The organism is Actinomadura barringtoniae (assembly GCF_017573505.1).
Lineage (GTDB): Bacteria > Actinomycetota > Actinomycetes > Streptosporangiales > Streptosporangiaceae > Spirillospora > Spirillospora barringtoniae.
Map to the genome: position 1 here is coordinate 1 of NZ_JAGEOJ010000007.1, position 24081 is coordinate 24081.

Below are 24081 nucleotides of genomic sequence, written 5' to 3' on the forward strand. Positions count from 1 at the left end.
TCCGCCACCATCTGAGCGACCTCGTGTCGGGTGGTCAGGGTGGAGGGATGGTCGGCGCCCAGCACCCGTTCTTCGTCGGCCAGGACCTGGCGGTAGAGGATTTCGGCTTCGGCCGTATTTCCCTGGTCCGCCACCATCCGGGCGACCTCGTATCGGGTGTTCAGGACGGAGGGGTGGTCGGCGCCCAGCACCTGCTCCTCTGTTCGGAGAATCGCACGGTACTGCTGCTCGGCTTTGGCGTGATTTCCGAGATAGTTGTGACCGCTTGCTACTCGGAACCGCAGCCTGAGCATGACAATATGATCTGAATCGAGGCGTTGCATGGAGCTTAGGGCGTCTTCTGCCAAGCTCAACGCGGCGCTGTAGGCGCCGGCCCAAATGAGCGCTCGTGAGGCCTCGACGGCAGTCTCCGCGAGGGCAGCGAGCATCGCCCTATCTAGCAGAGTTGTGGCGTGGCTGAGGAGTTCGTTTAGGTGAGGCAGCCAGGCAGCCCAGATCGGCCAATCGGCAGGGCGTTCCGCATCCAACTCGCCAGTTGCCGCCTCCACCGTCTGCACGGCCAGAGATGCCGACTGCCCCGCTCCCTTGTTGCTGGTGCTCAGCCGATGCCGAGTGGTCTCCGAGACGAGCGGATGGACGATCACCGCATTCATGTCGCCTGATTTCGCTGGTACACCGTTGTACGAGACGAGTCGGGCCTCCAGCAATCCGACCGATAGCAGCCCTTCCAAACCCTCACCCACCGCACGGTCGTCGCAGACCTGTCCGAGCACCCGGTGATCGAGTCCGCTGATCGGGATCGGGACCGCGCCAGCGAACCACGCCAACACCTCCAGCAACGGCCGCGCTTGTGGTGTCCCCGCATCAGTCAACTGGGCGAGTGACAGTTCCCAGGTTCGGGTTACTACCATCCGATCATCGACCGCATGGCGTGTTTCCACCATCGCGTGGAATCCGTCCTGCCACGCCTGCTGATACCCGGTGAAGGTGCGTTCTTGGGCGAACGGAGAACTCAGTTGCGAGCCTGCATGATGCAGCGCCAACGCCAACCCGCCCAACCGAGTCGAGAGCGCCTGTGCCTGACTTTGCGAACCGGCTTGCGGGGCCAGATCCAGCAGCACCTGGCCGCCTTCCTCATCGGTGAGCCACCCCACCGGGTGCAGTTCCACCGCACGGCCCCACTGCCGCATGTCACCGTTGCGGCTGGTCACCAGCACGAGACCTGCGCGCGAGCCGCGCACCCACGCGTTGCCATCATTCACTCGATGTCCGGACGCCTCTAGCACCCGCAGATCATCAGCGTTATCGATCACCAATACCCAGCCTTGATGCACCTCCAGCCGACCCCACAGCACATCACTTGGATCAGCCCGGCCTACCCGCGCCGCCTCCGCCCGTGCGGGGTCGGCGCCCAACTCCAGTGCCAACCCCAACAACTGGGACGCCACCACCTCCGGGTCGGTAGCTGCCACCCACCACACTGGCCGCCGCTGGGCCAGAGCCACCTCGGCGACCGACAGCGCCACCGTGGATTTACCTAGACCTCCCAACCCGGTGAGTGCGTGGGCCCGACCATCCGGCGCCTCTACCAGCCTGGTCAACCGATCCATTAGCAGGTCACGGCCACGCACCCGCTCAGGTAGACGCCCCAGCGGAGGCCACAGCAAGCCTCGCCCACCTCGCCGACCCGTGTCAGCGTCCGTGGCGTTGACGTTAATGTTCAGATCCCTGCCCGCGGTGAACGCATCCCGGTCAGCACGGGCCGCCTGGCTCGCCTCCCAGTTTGCGGGCTCACGCGGTTTGCTCATCGGATCGGCTACTCCACCATGTCGGGCCGCTGGTTGACCGTCATGTCCCTGCCCGCGGCGTAGGCGTCGCGGCCTGCCCGCACGTTCTGCACGACAGACCCAGCAGGCATGTACTCGTCCGCCCACCCAGCCAAATCGCTGGCAAACTCCTCATCGCGCTGGGCATACCAGGCCAGCGCCGCCGTCAGTTCCCGCATGCGGCCCTCATCAGAGGGCTCCCGCACCGCCTGCTCCAACACATCGACCGACCGCGTATCTGAGCCGAACACTGCCCGGACCCGCTGCCGCATCCGCTCCACCACCCCCAGCGCCGCGCTCTCGCTCAGCCCCGACACCGCACCGGTAGCGGCCATCAACGCCACTGCCTCCGACATCGCCGTCACATCCACCGCGCCCATCACCCCGTCCACTCACTCGAATACCTACCGGAGTCGACCTCACAACGATTGTCACCGATCAACAAGACAAACCCGTGCGCATCCATGAGACGGCCACATCTGGTAATCAGCTCATCCGGCGCAGCCAACATCACCGACGCCTCGATGGTGGGGACTTGGAGCCCAAGGCTGCTAACGCGAGTGCTAACAACGGTCACGGATGATGCTGGACGCGGGTGGAACCGCAGAGCACTGACTGCGGTTTTCGAGCAGGTCGGCAGACGGGCCTGGACGGATGTGGATCTTGTTCTTTGGACTTGCACGAAGAGGTTCGGGCATCGGCTTCTAGGCCGTCGACGCCGTGGGCTGGGTTCCAGTGCCCTGCTGGGCTGGAATGGTGATCACCGTTGAGGCTCACGCCGCTGCTGGGTCGACGGCTTGCCCTGGGTGCGACAAGCGCGGCGCGCCCGGCTGCTCGGGTTAGAACTATCGAAGGGATCCTCGCGGGTTCGGCTAAGGCGACAAAGCGACGGTCGCGTTCGGCGTTGCTAACGCAGGTGCTAACAACGGCCCTGGATGACCTTGGACAGACGTGGAACTGAGGAGCACAGGAGAGGACTTCTCAGCAGGTCAGCGGACTGATCTGGATGCGTGTGGACGCTGCCGATCTTCCTACGGATCAGATGGTTTCACCGATCGGCGCCATGACGCCCGTTGCAGACCATGGCGTCGGCTGTACACCGCAGGAGTACAGCAGCGGGCCCCCTTCATTCCTGCACACACAGCCTCACAGCGCCCCACGTCACTGCGTGGGCGGAGCGCTAAAGACCGAGGGTTGCCGATAGATCGGGGTGAAGTGGTGCTCGAGATCGTTAACGAAGCTAGGCCAAGCCCTGGCTGTCGAGTTGATTCCACCGGTACACCAGGTTGCGGCAGGCGATCAGGGTGCTGGGGTGGTCCGGCCCCAAGACCCGCAGACAGTCGGTGACCAGGTCCAGGAGCGTGGCCACCGCGCCCGCAGTGTCCCCCGCGTCGCCCTGCCAGACTGCCAGGTTGAGGCGAGTGGTCAGTGTTAGGGGGTGATCGGGCCCCAAGACGCGCAGGTAGTCGGTGACCAGGTCCTGAAGGGCGGCTACTGCACCCGCAGCATCCCCCGCCCGGCCCCGCGAGAGCCCCAACATGTTGCGGGCGCCCAAGGTTTTTGGGTGGTCGGGCCCCAAGACCCGCAGGTAGTCGGTGACCAGGCCCTGGATCATGGCCGCCGTGCCCGCAGCATCCCCCGCCATGTCCCGCCAGAACGCCTGGCTGCTGCGGGTGAGCAAGGTTTGGGGGTGGTCAGGCCCCAAACCCCGCAGGCAGTCGGTGAGCAGGTCTTGGAAGGCAGTTGCCGCGCCCGTATCGTCCCCCGTCGCGCCTCTCCACTGCGCCAGGTTGTAGCGGGTGGTCAGTGTGGCGAGGTGATCGGGGCCCAAGACCCGCAGGCAGTCGGTGAGCAGGTCTTGGAAGGCAGCCACCGCGCCCGCTTCGTCCCCCGCTTGGCCTCGCCAGTGGGCCAGACCGCTGCGGGCTCTCAGGGTGTTTTCGTGGTCGGGGCCCAGGTTGTGCAGGCAGAGGCTGTGCAGTTCGGTGACGGCGGCGGTGGCTGCGGCGACCTTTCCGATTTCTCCCAAGCTGTTCGCCGCTTTGAACAGCACCTTGTGGGCATCGCCCGTTGAGGGGCACAAAGCGTTGCCGGTGGCGTGGTGGAGGGCGGTGGTGTTGGCTCGCAAGATCTGCCCGAGTTGGTCGCGTTCGGGGTCTGGCCATACGTGCAGCAGGGCGTCGGCGGCGGCGTTAGCCATTACGGCCGTGCGGTCGGGGTCGGCTGGCTGGTCCGGGCCGTGATGTTCTCGGGTGGCGCGTTGAATGAGCTGGTGGACGCGCACTTCTCGATCGGCGGCGGCCGGGTTGTGGGTGATCAGGCTGAACCGGTCCAGCACTCGCAGGCCCTGGCGCACCCGGTCGCCCTCTGTGATCCCGAGGAAGGCCAGAGCGGACGGGCTTGTGAGCACGGCCTGGGGGATGCCGTTGGGATCCAGCACCGACACCAGTTCCAGTAGCTGCCCGGCCAATCCTTCGGGGCGGGTGGCGTTCGCCCGTGCTACTGACAGCGCCCAGGTTGCGGCGACGATCTGGGGATGCTGATCGGGCAGGCTGTCGGGTGCGAGATCGGCCAGAGTGCGGTCCTGATCGGCCAGCAGTGCCCGGTACTGGGCACAGGTCATGCTGGCATCCAGCATGTAGGCGGCGGCCTGGGATAGCGCCAGCGGCAGATGCCCCAGCTCCGCAGCCAATCCTTCCAACTCGGTGGCCGGCTCGGACGGACCTACGAGGGCCAGCCGGTCGGTCAGATAGGAGTGTGCCTCGGCCGGGGTATAGACGTCGATCGGGATGATCTGGCGGCCGTGCCCTGACAAGGCGGCATCACGACGCCGGGTGGTCGCCAACACTCTGCCCGCGGCGTCAGCGGGCGGCCACCAGTCCTTCACATCCCCCGGATCCTGGATGTCATCCAGCACCACCAGCCACTCCCGGCTCGTCCTCGCGGTCCAGGCCAGGAACCGGCCGGCATCCCCCTCGGCATCACGGCCCTCGCACCCCTCCACGCCCAACCCCGCCGCAGCCTCCGCGTAAGCATCGATCACCGCCTGACCAGATGCCGCCGTCACCCACACCACCACCCCGACGCACCGTGCCAGCGCCCGGCGAGCGTAGGCGGCCGCGAGCTGGGTCTTGCCCACCCCACCCATCCCCGACAACACGCCCGACCCCAGCACCCCGCCCCCGGTCAGTACTGCGGTACCGCTACCAGCCAGGGACTGCTCCAGCCGAGCGGCGGCCTCCCGCTCTTGGAAACTCTCCGCCGCCAGCGGCATCACACCCACCAACAACGACTCATCGCCATCGGCTGGGGCGCGCCGTCTGCACAAGTGGAAATGGACCTCGCCTATGTCACGGGCCTGGACCGTCTGGCCCGACAGCAGCGCTTCGCCGCTGATCACGTTCTGGGGGTGCTCGGCATCATCCGGCATACCCCCATCATCACCGGCCCAGCCCCACCATGACAGCCAAACCACCACCCACCCGGAAGTGCCGTCAGACAACTCGCTACCAGCCGATCCGTAACCGAGCGGACAGCCCATGGGCAGCCAGGCGAGTGAGGGCAATCTTGACGGCAACGACGGCTACCAACCGGCACCATGGGCGTACGTCGGGCACCGTCTGACCTCGCTGGACGGCTTGGCCTCAGGGTGGTTGCTACTCCTGAAAAGCGGAAGGTCGGCGGTTCGACCCCGCCCCTGCCCACCTCTCTAAACAGCAAAAACGGCCCCTGACCAGCGCGTACGCGGTCAGGGGCCGTTCTTGTCCGTCCGGCTGTGTCCGGCTGTCACCGGTGGCTTGCGGCTGGCTGTGCCGAATACGTGCGGAACTCGGTCGCCTCGTACGACCAACTCAGCGCGCTGTTCATGTCCTCAATCCATGGGTGCGAGATCTTGAAGTGGCACTGAGCGCGCTCGGTTGAACTCGCGCTGCTCGCGGCGCATCCGGTGACAGGCCGAGGGCCAGCGGCTCTGCTCGGCGGCATCGCCACCGCGGTCGCGGACCAGCCCGACCACGTACTCCAGCCACAGCGGCACCCGCGGGTCAGCGGCGATCAGCTTCGCCGTGGCATGAGAACGCCCCACCCGGCCGTGGCCCGTACTCGCCGGCCCACTCCCAAACTCCGCAGCGGCGCCAGCGCGGAGATGGTGGATGTCGACCAGGTCGCGGCAGAGCCGAAACAGGGTGAGGGTGTCCCCGGGGTGCGCGGTCGCGGCGACGCGGGGCGTTCCGGCGAAGATCAGCCGAGCGTGAACGTCCTGGCGCGGATATGGCGCCGGCTGGGAGTGTGGGCCTCATGGAGGACTTGAGAGACGCCGAGCGCCGACTCCAGGCCGCGCAGCTCGCTGGAGATGTCGAGGCGCTGGATCGGCTGCTGGATGATCGGCTGATCTTCACCTTCGGTGGGAACGTTCAGTCCAAGGCGGACGACCTGGAGGTGCACCGCACTCGGGCGCAGGTGGTGACGAAGCTGGCCGAGGAGGAGTTGACCGTGCTCGCCGATGGGCCAACCGGGGTGACGTGGTTTCTCGGCACCATCGAAGGGACCGTCTCCGGGGCGCCGTTCGCGGCCCGGATGCGCTACACCCGCACTTGGCTGCACAACGAGACGCACGGCTGGCGAATCATCGCCGTGCACGCCAGCACGGCCGATTGATACGTTGCGGGGCGAACCACCGCCCAAGCAACTCAGACTCACCAAACCGATGCGGGAAGGGTGGGCTCGGTACGCCCTGAAACTGTTGATGGGTGTGGGCTAGCTTCGCTGGTCGTTTCCGGTTGACGGAAGATTCCAGACACGCAGGGTGCCGTCCCGGCCGCAGGTGATGGCGACGGGGCGGGCGTTGAACTCGGCGAACCGGACGGCGAACACTTCGCTGGGGGCGTCTGGATGCGGCCCCGCCCCGTGCGCGGTGTTCGGCTCTGCCAGCAGGCGGCGGTCCGCCATGTCCCAGATGCAGAACGTGCCGTCCCCACCGCCGGTCGCCGCAACCGCGCGACCGTTCACGACGGTGGCATCAAGGCATGCGATGTCTCCGCCTGGCACGGTGATCGGCTCGGCCCACTCGGGCGCGTCGGGGTCGCTGAGGTCGCATGCCGCGAGGACTCGTTCCCCCGCCGCAATCAGGAACGCCTGGTCTTTCACGGTGGCCAGCGCAAAATGGCCAAGGGCCGCGTCGTCGATGCCATCGAATTCGAGCTCGTCGGTCTCGGTCCAGAAGGAGTCGTGTTCGTCTTCCTCGTCAAGACCGTCCTTGGCCGGGCTCTGCACTGCTATGGCCGGACCCGTATAGCCGGTCACAAAGAGGGTCCGTCCGCCGAGTGTCACCGCGCGAGCCGAACTCACGCCCCCACCGTCGGCGCCCTCCACCACCGTGCCGGTTTCCAGGTCCCACTGCGCGAAGTCCTGGTGGTCCCCGCCACCGCCGACCACGATTCGCCCGCCTACGGCCGCCGCACAGATTGCGGTGAGCTCGACGTGGGGGAACGGGCGTTGGTGGGGTTAGGGGATTTTGTAGGTGGGGCCCAGGTTGCCTGCCTTGTCTACGGGCTGGATGGTGGCCGGGCCGGGTGGGAGGGGGAGGTCGGGGGTGGCGGGGACTGTGGTGGTTTGGCCGTTTGAGGTTATGCGGTACGAGGTGACCTTGCCGGTGTAGCCGTCGTCGCCGGGGGCGGTGAAGTGGAGGGTGTTGCCCTGCCGGGTGACGTTGCGCAGGGGCCCGGGGGGACGGGTGTCGACGCCGTAGCGGCCGGTGCGGTGTTCGTCGTGGTGGTAGGTCCACCATTCGGTGTTGGCGGAGGCCTTGCCTGCGGTCTTCCAGGCGAACAGGTAGCCCTCGCGGGTTGTGGTGACGAGGTCGGTCAGGCCGTCGTTGTCCAGGTCGCCGGCGGTTGGGGACCAGAGGGTCCAGCCGCTGGTGAAGTGGGGGAAGCCGGAGGTGGCGGGGAAGGCGTGCATGGTGGAGGTGTCGCCGCCGTCGATGACCTCGGCCCGGCCGTCGCCGGTGACGTCGGCGATGATCGGGGCGCTGAGGAAGCCCAGACCCGTGCGGGTTTGCGGGTAGCCGAGCACTGGGAGCGAGGTGGCGGCGTCGTAGCCGCGCTGGTAGTTGGCGATGGCGTGGCCGCTGCCTGGGAAGAGGAGCGAGGCGATCAGGGAGGCGGCGCCTGAGCCGGATTCGGTATAGCCGAGGCGGTTCAGTAGGCCGAAGCGGCCGAACGCTCCGGTGGTGGTGAACGAGAGGGGTGCGTCTGCTGGGAGTGCGCCTTGCAGGACTGAGAGGGGTGAGAGGGCGGGGTTTTCCAGCGCTCCGTAGTTCTTGATGATCTTGCCGGTGCCGGAGATCAGGTAGGTGGGGGCGAACGATGGGCCGGTGGCCACCTCGTCCTTGCCGTCGCCGTCGACGTCCGCGACCGTGGGCTGGCTGACCCCCTCGGTGATGAACTCCTGGGCGCTGCCGTAGAAGGTCATCGTGGAGGGCATGCGTACGGGCCAGCCGCTGACGGGCTTGCCGTCGTGGTGGTAGGCGAACGCGTAGTTGGCCCCGTAGAACTGCTCGCCGGCGCCCTTGCTCTCCGAACGCTGGGACCGTACGACGATCTCCGGCTTGCCGTCACCGTCGAGGTCGGCCACGGCCGGAGTCGCGGGCAGCTTGTGGTCGTCGATCCGGATGTAGCCCTCGTCCGGGTCGCGGTCGAGGGTCACCTCGAGCGGCCAGCCCGGCAGGTCGGAGCCGTCGGGGCGCCAGGCGTGCAGCCTCCCGTCCCAGCCCGCCTGAACGATGTCCAGCCGGCCGTCGCCGTCGAGATCCACGAGGACTGGGGAGGCGGTCGCGCCGCGAACGGGGAGGCGTGTGTATTTGAGTGCGGGACGCGGGATGGGCGGCTTGGTCACCCCGGCGTCGAGGGTCTTGGGCCAGCCGGGGAGCAGGGTGCCCTTCGCGTCGAACACGTAGGTGCGGCCGGTGGTGGTGGTGACGATCACCTGCTGGGTTCCGTTGTGGGAGAGGTCGCCGATCGCGACCGGCGCGACGATCGGCTCGTGGCCTGGGTCGATGCCCTCATAGTCGTGCTGCGGGTTCGTCTTCTGGGTGGTGACCGGCCAGCCGGGCAGCTCGGAGCCGGTCACGCCGTCGCGGGCGTGCACGCGGCCGTCGCCGTCGCCGTAGATGATCGCCTGGTGGCCCGTTCCCTGGAGGTCGGCGAGTGCGGGCTGGCTCTCGTTGCCGATGCCGAGCTTCATCGGGAAGCCCTCGCGTGCGGCCGGGTCGTGGTGAACGGCGATGGCGCGGCGTTCCTCGCTCACCCGGCCGGCGTCGTCGGTCACGCGGAGCCGCAGGGTCACCGTGTACTGCTCGCTGGCCGAGAGGGCCTTGTCGTCGGATAGGCGGTAGGCCTTCTCCCAGACCGACTTCGGTATCTGTGAGAGGTCGAGCGTTCCGATCTCTCCGTCGTACGGATCGGAGCCCGAGCCCGAACCGGCCTTGTGGAAGTCACCGGAGGCGGGCTCGATGCCGGGTGCCCATTCCAGTTCGTAGCGGTAGGACTTGGCGCGTGGGGCCGCCACATGGCCGGTGACCTTGACCTGCTTGGTCGTGGTCGGGTCGTAGAGGGAATACCAATCGGGGCTCGTGATCGAACCGACCGGGGGCACATCGCCATCCTTGATCGCTTTCAATGCCTTGGCGACGTTCGGGCGCCCGTAGCCGTACTGCCGGTCCCAGCCCGGCTTGCCCGCCCAGGGCAGCGACGGGTCGGCGATGTCGGAGGCGGTGGCCCGCAGCACCTGCACGGCCTCCTCGTTGCTGAGCGGCTTCCCGATCTGCAGCCCGTACGAGAGGAGGAGGCCGAAGACGCCGCCGGTCGTCGGGGTGGACTCGGAGGTGGAGCCGCCCTGCGTGGACACCGAGAACATCGCCTTGGCGCCGAACGAGGTCTGTCCCGAGCGCGCCCGGTAGGTCGAGGTCAGCGGGTTGGTCAGCGGGTCCGGTACGCCGACCGTGTTGGCGACCAGGCCGTTCCCGGGAATCACGTGCGGCCAGAACATGCCGCCCTGGTGGTCGGTGGAGTCGAAGTCGTTGCTCGACTCGACCATGACGACGCCCTGCCGCCACAGCTTCTCCACCGTCTGCCTCATGTAGGAGGAATAGCCGAGGTCAGCGGTGGTGCTCACGATGACCTTCGCGCCCATGTGCGCCGCGTACAGCCAGGCCTGCGCGAGGTCGTCGGTACGGTCCAGCGCCTCCTGCCCGGCGCGGATCGGCAGGACCCGGCAGCGCGGGCAGATCCCGGCGCCCTCGACGCCGTTGTCGGTCTGCGCGGCCAGCGTCTTCATCTGCCCGTTGGCGTGGCCGTACGTCGAGTCGTAGGTGGCCGGGTCGTTCTGCGCCTCGTAGAAGTCCCAGCCGGAGATGTCGTCGACGAAGCCGTTGCCGTCGTCGTCGCGGCCGTCGGAGAACGCCGCGATCAGGTCCTCCGGATCGATCGCCTTGTTGCCGTTGGCGTCCTTGACCCGTGGATCGTCGGCGTAGTCGGCGGCGGTGACCACGCCGTCGCCGTCGCGGTCGTACGAGGGTGATCCCTGCGGCTTGGGCAGTTCGCCGGTGTTCAGGTAGACCTTGTCGGCCAGCTCGGCGGTATCGCCGTTGTGCCAGTTGATGCCGCCCTCGACGTAGGCGATCGTGACGTCGGGCGAGCCCGTGGTGTAGTCACGCCAGGCGGTGTCGACGGACATGCCTGAGGCGTTCTCGGGGTCCTTGGCGTTCGGCGTGCAACGCGGCATGAACGAGTAGAGGCCGTGCTGCTCGCCGCCCACGACCTTGACGCACTGCCCGGGCTGCTCGGCGCGGGCGTAGCCGGGATCGTTCGGCGGCGTCTGGGGGAAACCCGCACCCGCCGAGGCCGCCGGGCCCCAGAACGCGAGGACCAGAACCAGCAACCCGCTCGTCCAACGAGACCGCATCCGCATCTCCTTCTCGCCGAAGCAGATACGAATATTTCTCACCTCTGGGTCGAGAGATACCCCCTGAGAGATAGAGAAATGGAACCCAAATGCGCACCCTGTTTAGGTTTGGGTGGATTGTTCAGGAGAGGCCGAGGTGGGTGGCGATGCGGTCCCAGTGATGGTCGCCGTCACCGAAGGTCAGCGCGGAGGCCGTGGCGTGCTGGGTGAACAGGTGCAGATCGTGCTCGCGGGTGAACCCGATCGCGCCGTGCACCTGGTGGCCGAGGGCGCACACGCGTTCGTACGCCTCGCTCACCCAAGCCTTGGCCATCGACACCTCGGCCGTCGCGTCCAGGCCCGCCGACAACCGCCAGATCGCCTCGTACGCGATGAAGCGCGAGCTCAGCACGTCGATCGCCATGTCGGCGCAGTGATGCTGAACGGCTTGGAAGGAGCCGACCGCACGCCCGAACTGCTCGCGTTCCTTGGCGTACTCGACCGTCATGTCGAGCACACGCTGGGCGCCGCCGACCATCTCCGCGCACGCCGCGGCCGCACCGAACGCGGCGACCGACTCGGCCGCCGCCCTGCCCAACGCGCGGTTGGGCGGAACGGGCGTCGACTCGAAGGTCACCCGGTAGGTCGGATCGGGTCCGACAACGTCGAGCTCCGCGATGTCGAGCCCCGCATTGCCAGGCGAAGCGTTGCGCTCTGTGGTGCCGGACGCGGCATTGCTTACCAGGAACGCGGCTGGCTCGTCTCCTAGTTGAGCGACGACCAGCAGGTCCTGCGCTGCACGGGCGTACGGGACGAACGGCGCGACGCCGTCGAGGATGAAGACGCCGTCGCGTTCGGTCGCTCGCACAGCCTTACCGACGCGGCCCCAGCCGCCGTAGGCGTAGCTCAGCACATGGCCTTGGGCGATGGCGCCGAGCCATTCGGCGCGCTGCTCCTCGGTGGCATGCCGCGCGATCGGCATGCCGCAGCACGCGACCGACGCCGCGAACGGACTCGGGATCCGGAACCGGCCCAGCTCCTCGATCAGCAGGCACGCCTCCAAGAAGCCCGCGCCCACTCCCCCGTACGCCTCCGGTACTGCCAAGCCGGTCCAGCCGAGCTCGACCATCTCCTTCCACAGCGACGCCGAATATCCGGCCGGTTCGCCGGCCACGGCGCGGTCGCCCGCGGTCGCGGCACGCTCCTGGAGGAGTTCACGCGCGGTCGAACGGATCAGCTCCTGGTCCTCGGTGAGCGTGAGGTCCATCAGGCGTCCGGCGGGATCTTGTCCGACCGCACCCACACGCCGGGACGTTCCTCCCAGAAGAGCTGAACGAGCACGCCACCCGTGTGCTTGGGATGGATGAACGTGTCCCGCCAGGCCGCGCCGTCGGTGCTGCCCTCGTTCTCACCGAACGTGGGGGTGTCGTGGTGCGCGCACGCCTCCATCGCGGCGTCCCAGTCGGCGACCTCGAACGTCACGTGGTGCGCGGCGGCGCCGTTGCGGTCCCAGAACCGTTCGATGAACGAGTCCTCGCCGCGCGGCATGATGACCTCCCAGCACACCGACGAGCCCGGGATGTTGAGCACGAGGTCGGCCATGTCCGGATGCTCGTCCTCCGGGGTGCGCCAGACCTGCACGAACCCGGCCAGGTCCGCGTACCAGCGGGCCAGCTCGTCCCGGTCGGGGAACGCCTGGCACACGTGGTCGAGGGCGACGATCCCGAGCGAGGGTCCGAGCGCGGACCGCGCGACCGCTGCGTCGCTCGCGTCGTCTCCGCACATGCCGAGGTTGCCGGGACCGCGCAGCCGGAACAGCACGCCGGGCCCGCGCTCCGGCGGCGACAGTGACGCCTCGATCCAGCGCCCGGGAACGCCACCGGTCGGCTTGATCCCCCGGCTCTCCAGTGCGGAACGGGCGGCCTCCAGGTCCGGCACCTCAGCGGCGACATGGTGCAGGCCAGGCCGTCCACCGTGATCGTCCAGGTAGGCCTGGATCGGGGAGTCGTCACCGGACGGCGCGAGCACCTCCCACGCGTGCCCCCAGCTCCCGGGGACCGCGAGCCGTACGCCACGGCAGCCCCCGGCCGGGTCGTCCCAGCTCCGGATCGGCCGGAACCCGAACAGCCGCTCCAGCAGCTCCACCTGCGATTCGAGGTCGGACGTCACCTGGCCGATGTGATCGATGCGGTAGATCCGCACGGGCATTCCTCCTAGGTGGGGAGCGGTTCGCTGGCGGGGATGTAGCTCGCTGGCGGGTTGCGGCTCGCTGGCGGGAATGCGGTTCGCTTGGCGGCCGGGGGGGCGGTTCGCTGGCTAGCTGGGGTGCGGCTCGATCCAGTCGTACTCGTTGTCCACCAGTTCCTTGACCAGGCGGAGGTTGTAGCGGTTCATGGCCGCGATCCGTTCGGCCAGCTCGCCGACCCGCTTGTCGAACTCGTCGTCGGGGTACACGTCGTTCACCAGGCCGAGCGCCAGCGCGCGGTGCGCGTCGATCCGGGCGCCGGTGAACAGCAGTTCCTTGGCCCGGGCCTTGCCGATCCGCCGCGGCAGCCGTTTCACGCCGCCCCAGCCGGGCGCGGATCCGCCGAATTCCGGCTGGTCCGGGTCGCCGTCCTCGGTCATCTTCGGCCGGTACGGGGGACGCGCGGAGAGAGTGATCTCGACCAGGCCCATCTTGGCGTTCTCCGAGGCCACGATGAAGTCGGCGGCGAGCGCCAGCTCCAGCCCGCCGCCCACCGCGTAGCCGTGCACGGCCGCGATCACCGGGACCGACAGCCGCTCCAGCATGGAGAACGTCTTCTCGCCCAGCCGCCCCTGCTCGACCCGTTCCCGCTTGGTGAGCTGCTCGGACCAGGCGAGGTCCATCCCCGCGCAGAAGGCCCGTTCACCCGCACCGCGCAGCACGACGGCGCAGATGTCCTCGTCGTCGTCGGCCTCCGTACAGAAGCGCCGCAGCTCGTGCATCGTCTCGGGGGTGAGCGCGTTCAGCTTGTCCGGCCGATTGAGGGTCAGCCACGCCACCCGCTCCTCGATCTTCACGTCGAGGGTTTCGTTCATGAACGCGTTCTCCTTATTCTCTCGGCAGTCCCAGGCCTCGGGTCGCGATGACGTTCCGCTGGATCTCGGTGGTGCCCCCGAGGAAGGTGGCGGCGACCGAATCCATTCGCATGTGCGTGAAGTCGGCGTTCATCGGCGAGCCGTCGCGCTGCCACAGCCGCGCCGCCTCGCCGAAGGTCTTGGCGCCCGTACGTGCCAGACGCTGGTGGAGTTCGGCGCCGAAGAGCTGGTTGACCGACGCCTCGTAGCCGGGCTCCTCGCGGGAAGCGGTGTAGCGCGCGAGGTTGTAGAGCACGCGGATCTCGGTGTACCGGCGAGCGATCTCCCGCCGCAACGACACGTCTTCACGCCCCAAGGACACGTCCCCGCGCGGCAGGGGCGAGCCCTCGCGCCCCAGAGACGATGAGGCCTGCTGCGGGTCGTCCGACAGGCAGCCGATCAGCTCGGCGAGCGCCTGCTCGTACTTGATGGTCGCGCCGATGCCGGCCCGTTCGAAGCCCAGCGCGGCCATCGCGACGTACCAGCCTTGGTTCTCCTCGCCGACGCGGTTGGCGACCGGCACGCGCACCCCGTCGAAGAAGATCTCGCAGAACGGCGCCGCGCCGCGGATGTCCTCGATCGGCCGGATGGTGACCCCGCTACTGGCCGCGTCGATGAGCAGGAACGTGATGCCGCGATGCTTGCGCGCGTCCGGATCGGTGCGGACCAGGACGAACAGCCAGTCGGCGTACTGCCCGAGCGACGTCCACACCTTCTGCCCGTCCACGACGTACTCGTCGCCGTCGCGGACGGCCCGGGTGCGGAGCGAGGCCAGGTCCGAGCCCGCGCCCGGCTCCGAGAAACCCTGTGCCCACGTCACCTCGCCGCGCGCGATCCGGGGCAGATGCTCGGCGCGCTGCTCGTCGCTGCCGTGCGCGAGGATGGTCGGGCCGATGAGGAACGCCCCGATGCCGTTCACCGTCGGCACGCGGGCCCGCATCATCTCTTCCTGGAGGATGAACTCCTGCATGGCGGTCAGGCCGGCGCCGCCGTACTCGACCGGCCAGTGCGGCGCGATCCAGCCGCGTTCCGCCAGAACGGAGGCCCAGCGGCGCGCGCCTTCGCGGCGTTGGGGATCATCGGACACGCGGTCCACCGGCCAGTTGTAGCCGCGCACATCCTCGGGTTCCAGACTCTGCTCGGCGTCCGGGTCGGGCCTGTATCCGGACGGGAAGCGGTCGCGCACGAACGTGCGCACCTCCTCGCGGAACGCGGCCTCCTCGGGGGTGTCCTCCCAGTTCAAGCCGGATCCGCCTCCCGTTCCACCAGACCCGCATCCCGACCGGCCTGGCCGGTCCCCCGGCCCGCCTGACCCGCCTGGTCCGCCTGACCCGCCTCCCGATCCCAGGTCGCCTGGGTGATGCCCGCCTCGCCCTCGGCGCGCAACCGGTACTTGGCGACCTTGTCGGTGGGCGTACGGGGGAGGCCGTCGACGAACTCCACGTACCGCGGGACCATCGACCGCGGCAGGCGCTCCTGGCAGAAGGCCACCAGTTCCTCGGGCGCCAGACCCGCGCCGGGCTGAAGCACGACCGACAGCTTGATGTCCTCGTCCTCGAGCTCGGAGGGAACGCCGATGGCCGCGCTCTCCAGCACCGATGGGTGCAAGTTGACCTCACATTCGAGATCGAACGCGGAGATGTTCTCGCCGCGCCGCCGGATGGCGTCCTTCATGCGGTCCAGGAAGTAGAAATATCCGTCGTCATCGCGCCATACCCGGTCACCGGTGTGGAACCACATGTTCCGGAAGCATTCGACCGTCGCCTCGGGAGTGCCGTAGTAGCCGGTCGTGATCACGAACGGCTGCTTGGGCCGCAGCACGAGCTCGCCGGGCTCGCCGTCGCCGACCTCGCGATCCCATTCGTCCACCACGGCCACCTCGAAGCGCTCCTCGTGCGCGGTGCCGCAGGAGCCGAGCCGCCATTCGCCGTACGGGCTGGCGGTGGCGATGCCCGCCTCGGTGCTGGTGTAGGTCTCCGCCGAACGCACCCCGAACCGTTCCCGCAACGGCTCGTCGAGGACCGACTTGCCCATGTAGAACGTCTCCAGCGGATGATCCTTGTCGTGCGGTGTGGGCGGCTGGTTCAGCAGGATCGGGATCATCGAGAACACGCTCATGCACACCTGCGCGTCGAAGCGGCGCACATCGTCCCAGAACCGCGACGCGCTGAACCGTTCGACGACGGCGATCGCCCCGCCGCCCAGCAGCGCCGACATCATGCCGTCCCACAGCCCGGCCGCGTGGAACAGCGGCAGCGGGCAGTAGATCGTCTTGCCCCAGCGGTCGAGGAAGTCGAGCGAGTCCAGCGCGCAGGTCAGCGCCAGCCCGTGCGGGACCATCGCACCCTTGGAAGGCCCGGTCGTCCCCGACGTGTACATGATCGCCTGCAGGTCCGCGAACCCGACCTCGACCGTCAGCGCCTCGTCCCCGTGGTCGAGCAGCGCGGACATCGCCATCGCCGACCGGCCCAGCAGATGCAGCGGAACGCCGTCGGGCCCGCCGGTCCGTACGATCACCCGGCCGAGCCCGGGCAGGCGCTGCATCACCTCGGGCAGCCGTTCGGCGTACGGCCCGTCGACGATCAGCGTCGTGCTGTCAGAGCTGTCCAGCACGTGCCGGAGCAGCTCGCCGCGATAGTCCACGTTGATCGGCACGGCGACCGCGCCGAGCCGCGCCAGCGCGAAGATCAGGTAGACGATGTCGGGGCAGTTGGGGAGCATCACCGCGACGTGGTCACCGGGAGCGACGCCGGTCTCGGCCAGGCCGCGGGCCATCCGGTCGGCCATCGCGTCCACCTCGCCGTAGGTGATGTCGCCGTCCCGGAACTTCAGAAAGGTCATCGCCCGATGGGTTTCGGCCCGCGCCCGGAGAACGTCGCCCAGGACGAAGCTCTCCAGCGTCTCCTTGCGCATCCATACCTCCGCGGTGGCTCCGGCGTGGCGTCCGATTACAGGCAAGACAGAACGCCCATATCGGAACACACCAGAAGAGACTGATCAATACCGGACACGGCCCCGCCACCGCCCCCAGCGACGCCCCTCGCCACATCGCCCCAGGTCACAGGCCCCAGAAAACCGCAGCCCTCAATCCCGCCACCGTTCTGTACGGCAACAGCCACGGAGAAGTCCACGTTTTGGACACCGATTCGATCGGCGTGCGGGTGGAGTTCAGCTGTCGGAGATGAGCTCAGGTTTGAGGGTGTTGGGGGGTGGTGGCTTGGGTTAGGGCTCTGAGGACTGCGGTTACGGCTGGGGGGTCGGGTGGGTCGCCGTAGGTGGCGGCTCGGATCTGGCGGCGGTGGGCGGCCAGTTCGGTGGTGTGGATGTCGGGGTGGCGGTGGGCTTGCAGGGCGTAGCCGGGGAGGGTGGCCACGCCTACGCCGGCGGCTACCAGGGATTGGACGACGACCATGTCGTCGCTGTAGGAGGCGATGCGGGGGGTGAAGCCCTCGTGGCGGCAGATGGCGTTCAGCTCCTCTAGGCAGCGGGCGCAACCGCCGATCCAGGCGGAGTCGTGATGGTTCGCGAGGCTGTCGTCAGGTTGCAGGCTGAGGAGATAGATCGAGTCGGTGCCCAGGTGGAGGAAGCGTCCTTCTTCTTCGATCGGGGCGTCGGCGTAGCGGAAGACCAGGGCCACGTCGATTTCGCCGTGGCGCAGCATTTGCAGGGCCTCGACCGGGTGGCGCTCGTAGAGGGCCAGTTGGAGACCGGGGTGCGACTGGGCCAGGGCCGCTGCGGCTTTGGGGACGATCGTGCTCAGGGTGGAGGCGTTGGCTGCGAGGCGGACCAGGCCGGATTGCAGGCCCACTTGGGTGGCCAGCTCATTGGTCGCCGCGTCGACTCTTCCGAGGATCTCGGCGGCGCGGTTGGCTAGCAGCTGACCTTCGGGGGTCAGGCGGATTCCGCGGCCGATGCGCTGGATGAGTTTGACACTGGTGGCGGCCTCCAGACGTGAGAGGTGGTGGCTCACCGAAGACTGGGAGTAGTGGAGGTCTTTTGCCGCCTCGGTCACCGAACCGTGCCGGGCCACGGCGGCCAAGACCTTGAGGTGGACCAGATTGAGCATTCATCGAGGATATCGATGGGTGTATTGGAAATCTGCCATTAGACGTCATGTCCATGGTCGTTCATGCTGGTGCGAAGCCCACCGCGAGGAGGACGACATGAAGGTGACCTGCGATCTCTCGATATCGGCCGACGGGTACTCGGCCGGGCTCAACCAGACCGAGGAACGGCCGTTCGGCGACGACGGCGGCGACGGGTGGGGCGACAAGCTCCACGCCTGGATGGAAGATCCGGAAGAGGCTCGGCTTCAGCTCGAATGGCTGGCGGAGTCCAAGGCGTTCATCATGGGGCGCAACATGTTCGGCCCGGTGCGCGGCGAGTGGGACCGGCAGTGGAAAGGCTGGTGGGGGGACAATCCGCCGTACCACGGGCCGGTCTTCGTGCTCACGCATTACCCGCGCGAGCCGCAGCCCATGGAGGGCGGGACGACGTTCCATTTCGTGACCGATGGAATCAAGGCCGCTTTCGAGCGGGCGCGAGAGGCCGCCGGGGACGGCAATATCTCCATTCACGGTGGAGCCACGACCATCAATCAATACCTCGCGGCGGGGCTGATCGATGAAGTGCGGCTGCGCGTCATGCCGTTCACGCTCGGCGCCGGTACGCGGCTGTTCGACGGCGTTCCAGGCCTGAACCTCGAGCAGGTGGAGTCGCGCGCGGCCGGTCCGATCACGCACCTGACCTATCGCGTACTGCACTGAGAGGGGTGGTCACCGTGGATGGCGCGCTGCAGGCCTTCATCGACGACGTGGAGTCGGTCGTCGGCAGTACAGAGGACGAGCACGAGATCACCAAGCGGGTCGCGGAGTTGTTGTCCGCCCTTTTGGGGAGCGATTATCGGCTCCCAGACGAGTTGACGCGGCCATCGGACGAGCACCATGTCAATTACCCGCTCTACATCGCTCCCGGCAGCGGCTGGTCATTGGCCGCCGTTGTGTGGAACGTGGGGCAGCGGACGCCGGTGCACGGGCACGAGACGTGGGGCGTGGCCGGCATTTATTCGGGGGCCGAACGGGAGTTCCGCTACGCCAAACCGATGGCCGGGGAATCGGGGAGGCCGCTCACACGGGTTGGTGAGAATGTGTGGGAGCCCGGGCAGGTCACCGTGTGCTGCACGACCGATGACGACGTTCACAGCGTCGCGGCCGTCGGCGATGTGCCGACCGTCGGGATTCACGTTTATGGAGCCGACATCGGTGCCATTGATCGGCGATCGTACGACCCGGAGACCGGCGCGGTGCGCTGGTTCGTCTCCGGGTGGAACACCCCGGCAGCAGCCGGCTAGGACGTCTGCGGCTGCTAGGCGGGCGGTATACGGGCGATATACGAGCGGCATACGCAGAACGGCGATGGCCCCGGGCGAGTACCCGGAACCATCGCCGTCCTGACCGACTCGCTCCTGAGGAAGCGAGAGCCAGGGCCGGTCAGCGGCGCAGGTATTCCTCCCAGGTGCGGATGGTCACCTTGGGGCCGTCGTCCTTGCCGCGGTTGGCGAGACCGTTCTTGCCCAGGTAGTAGTCACCCACCTGGTGCTGAGCCTGGCCGGACAGGTCGGTGTCGTTGATGGCGGTGGCGTGGATGTGCCACGGCCAGTCACCCTGCTTGGGGTTGCGCACCCAGGCCGCGAAACCGACGGTACGGAGCGCCCGGGCCACCTTGGTACGGGTGGCGGCGTTCATCCCCTTCACCGAGATGTCGACGACGCCCCCGCCGTCGTGGGTGCCTGCGGAGGTGGGGTCACCGCCGGGGTTGTACGAACCCTGCTGCAGAACGAGCTTGCGGCCGCCGAGCACCTTCCTCGCCGCGGCCAGCATCTTCTGGGTACGGGTGTTGATGACGAACTTGCCCGTGTGAACGCGAGCGCCGGGGCCGATGCTGTGGGTCACCTTGAAGCGGCCGGTGCCGAGCTTGGTCAGCGAGGCCTTGCCCGGCAGGCCACTGGCAGCCAGGCCCTTGTAACCGAGCGACTTCTGGTACTTGGCGAACGCGGTGATCGTCGTACTGCCGAAGTAGCCGTCCACCCACTTGGCCGCGAGCAGGTGCTTGTCGCGCAGCGCCTGCTCGACCAGGAGCACGCTGGCCTTGGCACCCGGCGTCAGCTTGGTGTCGGCCCGACGCGGGTCGATCTGGGCCGCCTTGACGGTCGCTTCCATGTTCACGCTCGGAAGAGGCTTGGCCGCCTCGGCCGCCGCCGTCGGCGCGGCCGAATGCTCGGACGCCGCGGCCAGTCCGGTCAGGGAAGCGATCAGGCCAGCGCCCACGAGGGCGGTGGCATATATGGGGAGCTGCTTCATCGTTTCTCCGGGTCGAAGGAACTTGAGGGCGATGCCCACAGCGAGTTCATCTGATCGATGATCGCTACGCAAGAAGATCGACCATTGTCCAGGCAGGTCCGGACGAATCGGGGAGACGTCCGGCCGGTTTCGGATAATTCCGCAGGCTGACGGCCTGCGAAGACGCCCACGGACGTGTCGTGGGTCTCATCATGTGGGCGCGCCGCCAGAGCGCGCCGCTATGGCGTGGTCGGGCGCGCTATGGCGTGGTCGGGCGCGCTACGGCATGGTCGGGCGCGCTGTGGCATGGTCGGGCGCGCTGTGGCATGGTCGGGCGCGCTGTGGCATGGTCGGGCGCGCTGTGGCATGGTCGGGCGCGCTGTGGCATGGTCCGCCGCGCTACGGCGTGGCTCGGCGGCTCACGATCTCGGTGATCCAGGTGGGCGCGAACGGGGAGGTGCAGCCCGGCGAGGTCGGATAGTCCTTGAGCACCTGCAGCCGTTCGCCGATGTCGATCGCGCGGGCGCGGTGCTCGGGATGGTCGATCCCGATCTGGGCCAGGCAGGCGTTCATCGCCCATTGGAGGCGGTCGGGCGCGTCCTTCATCTTGGCCTCGATGACGTCGAGGAGCCCGGCGAGGTCGAGACCGTCGGGCTTCTTCGCGACGCGTTCGGTCGTCAGCGCCCACCCGGCACTCGCGACCACCGGGTCCGGGTCGGCGGTCCAGGCGAGGCGCAGGTCTTCGGCGCTCGGGTTCTTCTTCACCACGTAGTTCACGAGCCAGTCGTGCACCTTGGGCGCGCGGGCCTGGCGCAGCATGGCGTCCAGCTCGTCGCGGTCGAACGCCTTGGGACGGCAGATCAGGAGCGCCAGCAGTCTGGCGGCCGTGTCGCCGGTGTCCCAGAGTTGGCGCGCGAGTTCTTGCTGGGTCTTCAGCCGCTTCGCGATCGCGCGCAGCTTGCTGAGGTTCACGCCGTGGTCGTCGCCGTGCCGCTCGTTCACCGCGCGCGCCTTGGGGTCCTCGAGCGCGGCCAGCTCAGCCATCACCTCGGCCGGCGTCGTCTCGGACACCTCAACCTCCCGACCGTCCTCCCGACCGTCACCTGGGACGTCCAACCTACCGGCGTGGGCGCTGCCAGTTTGCGGTGATCTTGCCGTGGCGCATCTTGCCTGCCAGGCGGACGTGGAGGGTCTCGGGGGTGGCGTCTTCCGCGTTCCGGTTGATCTCCAGCCGGCTGTGGCGCGTGGAGAGGTCGTTGGCGTCCAGCGTCATGCCTGGCGCCAGGAGCAGCTGTACGTTGCCGCCGCCGACTCGCAGGTCGATGAGCAGTTCGGGCGCGGCCTGGATCGCGGTGGTCAGGTCCAGCAGGACGTCGCACCAGGCGGTACGGACGGCCAGGCGGTGCGGGAGCACCCATCGGCCCTCGCGGCGTACGACGCCGTGCTTCTCCTTGATGGTGAGGCGCTCGGCCGGTGGCGTGGCAGGGAACGAAGTGAGGGCGTGCGCCCCCGGGATGACGGCCCGTGCCCCCGAGGCGAGGGCGTGCGTTCCGATCAGGTCGGTGGTCAGCGGGGTCAGGGCGTCGAGGGTACGGGCGGTCAGCGCGGCGTCCAGCCGTTCGTCGAACTCGGCCTGGTCGAGGCGGCCGTCGGCGATGGCGGCGTGCAGCAGTTCGATGGCGCGGTCGCGGTCCGCGTCGGAGGCGCGCAGCGCGGGTGAGCCCGGTGACGTGGTCATTCGCAGAACACCCGCACCTTGCTGCCGGGGTCGTCGACGTCGACGATGACGTCGCCGAGCTGGTCGATGATCTCCTCGAGGTCCTGCGGCTTGAGCTCGGCGAGGTCGAGCGGCACACCCGACTTCTCGAGCTCTGTGTTGATCTTGGTGAGCGCGAGAGGGGGGATGAGGCTGGTGAGCCGGACGCCGGCGCGGAGCAGCTGGAGCGGGACGCGGATGTTGATCCGGCCCGGCCCTTCGCCGGTGGCCTCCTCGTCCCAGCTCACCAGTACGCGCAGGTACTTGGGCCGGGCGTTCTTGCGGGTGTCCACCGCCGGCGGCGGCTCGGGCTCGGCTCGTTCGAGAGCGCTGATCAGCCGCTCGGCCTCATCCGCGGTGATCTTGCCGTCGGACAGCATCTGCAGGATCTGGCGGCGCTGCTCGTTCATCGCTGCTCTTTCCTTTGACTCATCTGACGCTTACCAGCAGGGCCGTCCGGCCCTCCTCGTACTCGAAGCGGGTGCCGGGAAGCGCCCACAGCAGCCGCCCGGCGCCGCGCAGCGCGCCCAGCGGGCTGACCTTGAAGATCAGGCACGCGACCAGTCCGCCCGCCACGGCGACCAGGAGGAGCGGTGACAGGATCAGCGCGACCGGCACGACGGGGATGTACAGCCGAAGCCGGCGGCCACTGCTACCGCGGTGGCGTACGGTCACCAGCTGCGGAATCATCAGGATCTCTCCAGCTCGGCCAGCGCGTCCTCGACGCTGATCTCTCCGCGTTGCAGGCGTTCGACGACCTCGGCGCCGGTGGTCGCGGGCGGTTCGGGGTCGACGTCGACGAAGTCGAGGGACGCGGAGATCCGGTTCAGCCGGGACTTGATCGTCGGGTAGCTGACCCCGAAGATCCGCTCCATCTCCTTGATCGAGCCGTGCGCCCGTACGAACGCGGCGACGAACACCTGGTCGTTGACGCTGAGCTGAGCCAGCTGCGGCGGCTCGAACTGCCCCTCGACCACGACGCCGCTGCCACTGCCGCCGCCGGTCAGGCGGACCCGCTCGACCACGAACGGACGGCCCTGCGTCAGGTCGGTCAGTTCCTGCCAGTCCACCCTCGGTCCCCTCACGCTCTCGACAACGTGCGCATAGTTCAGTTGTATCTTGACTTTCTTAAGGTATCAACTCAGATATCTTGATTTTCTTAAGTCGATCTTCAATGCTCGACGGACAGGGGCGCGGGCGTGCGACCCGGCGCGGCATGCCCGGCCAAGAGCGTTAACCGTCAGTCTATTGCAATGATCAGAGCTTCTTGTTGCGTTACTTCTCAAGGTAGTTGCAATACTTTTCTAGCTCTGACCTGCATAGATAGGGTTCTCGTGCAACGGAGATGTTGCAGGAACTCGAAATGCAACGTAGCTTTTCCATTGTTCGAAACAACGAGCAACACGGACACAGGAGCTCACGATGCAGACCTTCGCCACCACCGCCCCGATCACCGCCGTTCTGGACGTCCCCGCCGGCCGCGTCCAGGTCATCGCCTCCGACCAGGCCGAGGCCTCGGTCGAGGTCCAGCCCGCGGACGCCTCCAAGGGCCGCGACGTGAAGGCGGCCGAGCAGACCACGGTCGACTTCGCCGACGGCGTCCTGCGGGTCCAGACCGAGGTCAAGAACAAGCACCTCGGCTCGAACGGATCCGTCGAGGTCACGGTCACGCTGCCCGCCGGCTCCAAGGTCGAGGGCACGTCGGCCGCCACCGAACTCCGCGTGGTCGGCCGCCTCGGCGACCTGGCGTACGACGGCGCGTACCGGAACATCAAGATCGACGAAGCCGCGAGCCTCCGCCTCACCGCGACCGACGGCGACGTCGAGGTCGGCCGCCTCAACGGTTCCGCCGACATCAGCACGCAGCGCGGCGACATCCGGATCACCGAGGCCACCGGCGGCAAGGTCGTCCTGAAGACCCAGTCCGGCGACATCACGGTCGGCGCGGCCGCCGGCGTCTCAGCCTCACTGAACGCCGGCACCACCCACGGCCGGGTCAGCAACGCGCTCAAGAACGACGGCGCCGCCGACCTCGACATCCACGCCACCACCTCCAACGGCGACATCACCGCCAGCAGCCTCTGATCCCGCTGACCAACCCCAAGAGACCCCGCGACACAAC

The 24081-nt window shown here is 68.1% G+C and carries 21 protein-coding genes; 4 read left to right on the forward strand and 17 right to left on the reverse strand.

The window, feature by feature from the left end:
- The 3 genes from J4573_RS17660 to J4573_RS17670 form a co-directional block, all read right to left on the reverse strand.
- Window positions 1-1526 (reverse strand): tetratricopeptide repeat protein (locus J4573_RS17660; protein ID WP_208256671.1); only part of this gene is annotated, 1526 nt, incomplete at its 3' end.
- Window positions 1527-1816: 290 nt separating this feature from the next.
- A complete protein-coding gene (locus J4573_RS17665; RefSeq protein WP_208256673.1) occupies window positions 1817-2218 on the reverse strand; it encodes a hypothetical protein in 402 nt (133 codons plus the stop codon).
- Between the two features lie 848 nt (window positions 2219-3066).
- Window positions 3067-5256, reverse strand: a complete 2190-nt coding sequence (locus tag J4573_RS17670; RefSeq protein ID WP_208256675.1) for a tetratricopeptide repeat protein — start codon at window positions 5254-5256, stop codon at window positions 3067-3069.
- 866 nt (window positions 5257-6122) lie between these two features.
- On the opposite strand from J4573_RS17670, the gene J4573_RS17675 reads away from it, so the two are divergent.
- Window positions 6123-6482 (forward strand): nuclear transport factor 2 family protein, encoded by a 360-nt coding sequence (locus J4573_RS17675; RefSeq protein ID WP_208256677.1) that lies wholly within the window; start codon window positions 6123-6125, stop codon window positions 6480-6482.
- Window positions 6483-6581: 99 nt separating this feature from the next.
- Here J4573_RS17675 and J4573_RS17680 read toward each other — a convergent pair whose 3' ends face one another.
- The 8 genes from J4573_RS17680 to J4573_RS17715 form a co-directional block, all read right to left on the reverse strand.
- Window positions 6582-7259: a WD40 repeat domain-containing protein gene (locus J4573_RS17680; protein WP_208256679.1), complete on the reverse strand. Its 678-nt coding sequence runs from the start codon at window positions 7257-7259 to the stop codon at window positions 6582-6584.
- Between the two features lie 69 nt (window positions 7260-7328).
- On the reverse strand, window positions 7329-10787 hold the full coding sequence (locus J4573_RS17685) for an FG-GAP-like repeat-containing protein (protein WP_208256681.1): 3459 nt from the start codon (window positions 10785-10787) through the stop codon (window positions 7329-7331).
- A gap of 121 nt (window positions 10788-10908) precedes the next feature.
- Window positions 10909-12033 carry an acyl-CoA dehydrogenase family protein gene (locus J4573_RS17690; protein WP_208256683.1) on the reverse strand — a complete coding sequence of 375 codons (1125 nt, stop codon included), beginning with the start codon at window positions 12031-12033 and terminating at the stop codon, window positions 10909-10911.
- Entirely contained in the window at window positions 12033-12968 is a 936-nt protein-coding gene (locus J4573_RS17695; protein ID WP_208256684.1) for a VOC family protein, read from the reverse strand. The genes J4573_RS17690 and J4573_RS17695 overlap by 1 nt, the downstream gene beginning before the upstream one ends.
- A gap of 114 nt (window positions 12969-13082) precedes the next feature.
- The gene (locus tag J4573_RS17700) at window positions 13083-13826 is read right to left on the reverse strand and encodes an enoyl-CoA hydratase/isomerase family protein (RefSeq protein ID WP_208256685.1); all 744 of its coding nucleotides are present in this window, start codon (window positions 13824-13826) and stop codon (window positions 13083-13085) included.
- A gap of 13 nt (window positions 13827-13839) precedes the next feature.
- Window positions 13840-15108: an acyl-CoA dehydrogenase family protein gene (locus J4573_RS17705; protein WP_208256686.1), complete on the reverse strand. Its 1269-nt coding sequence runs from the start codon at window positions 15106-15108 to the stop codon at window positions 13840-13842.
- Window positions 15105-16778, reverse strand: a complete 1674-nt coding sequence (locus J4573_RS17710) for an AMP-binding protein (protein WP_208256687.1) — start codon at window positions 16776-16778, stop codon at window positions 15105-15107. The genes J4573_RS17705 and J4573_RS17710 overlap by 4 nt, the downstream gene beginning before the upstream one ends.
- A gap of 274 nt (window positions 16779-17052) precedes the next feature.
- On the reverse strand, window positions 17053-17931 hold the full coding sequence (locus J4573_RS17715; protein ID WP_208256689.1) for a LysR family transcriptional regulator: 879 nt from the start codon (window positions 17929-17931) through the stop codon (window positions 17053-17055).
- Window positions 17932-18028: 97 nt separating this feature from the next.
- Here J4573_RS17715 and J4573_RS17720 point away from each other — a divergent pair, with 97 nt between their 5' ends.
- Together J4573_RS17720 and J4573_RS17725 are read left to right on the forward strand one after the other, a co-directional pair.
- Window positions 18029-18631 carry a dihydrofolate reductase family protein gene (locus J4573_RS17720; protein ID WP_208256691.1) on the forward strand — a complete coding sequence of 201 codons (603 nt, stop codon included), beginning with the start codon at window positions 18029-18031 and terminating at the stop codon, window positions 18629-18631.
- Between the two features lie 5 nt (window positions 18632-18636).
- Entirely contained in the window at window positions 18637-19215 is a 579-nt protein-coding gene (locus J4573_RS17725) for a cysteine dioxygenase family protein (protein ID WP_208256693.1), read from the forward strand.
- 139 nt (window positions 19216-19354) lie between these two features.
- Here the strand turns inward: J4573_RS17725 and J4573_RS17730 are convergent, their stop codons facing one another.
- From J4573_RS17730 to J4573_RS17755, 6 genes are all read right to left on the reverse strand, one after another.
- Window positions 19355-20224, reverse strand: a complete 870-nt coding sequence (locus tag J4573_RS17730) for a peptidoglycan-binding domain-containing protein (protein ID WP_208256694.1) — start codon at window positions 20222-20224, stop codon at window positions 19355-19357.
- Between the two features lie 378 nt (window positions 20225-20602).
- On the reverse strand, window positions 20603-21247 hold the full coding sequence (locus J4573_RS17735; protein WP_208257223.1) for a DNA alkylation repair protein: 645 nt from the start codon (window positions 21245-21247) through the stop codon (window positions 20603-20605).
- 73 nt (window positions 21248-21320) lie between these two features.
- Entirely contained in the window at window positions 21321-21941 is a 621-nt protein-coding gene (locus tag J4573_RS17740; RefSeq protein ID WP_208256696.1) for a DUF1707 SHOCT-like domain-containing protein, read from the reverse strand.
- Entirely contained in the window at window positions 21938-22369 is a 432-nt protein-coding gene (locus J4573_RS17745; RefSeq protein ID WP_208256698.1) for an SHOCT-like domain-containing protein, read from the reverse strand. Before J4573_RS17745 ends, J4573_RS17740 begins: the two co-directional genes overlap by 4 nt.
- A 19-nt stretch (window positions 22370-22388) precedes the next feature.
- The gene (locus J4573_RS17750) at window positions 22389-22649 is read right to left on the reverse strand and encodes a hypothetical protein (protein WP_208256701.1); all 261 of its coding nucleotides are present in this window, start codon (window positions 22647-22649) and stop codon (window positions 22389-22391) included.
- Entirely contained in the window at window positions 22649-23029 is a 381-nt protein-coding gene (locus tag J4573_RS17755; protein WP_208256703.1) for a DUF2089 family protein, read from the reverse strand. Before J4573_RS17755 ends, J4573_RS17750 begins: the two co-directional genes overlap by 1 nt.
- A gap of 352 nt (window positions 23030-23381) precedes the next feature.
- Here J4573_RS17755 and J4573_RS17760 point away from each other — a divergent pair, with 352 nt between their 5' ends.
- Window positions 23382-24044, forward strand: coding sequence for a DUF4097 family beta strand repeat-containing protein (locus tag J4573_RS17760; protein ID WP_208256705.1), 663 nt, complete (start codon window positions 23382-23384; stop codon window positions 24042-24044).
- Window positions 24045-24081: the final 37 nt, after the last annotated feature.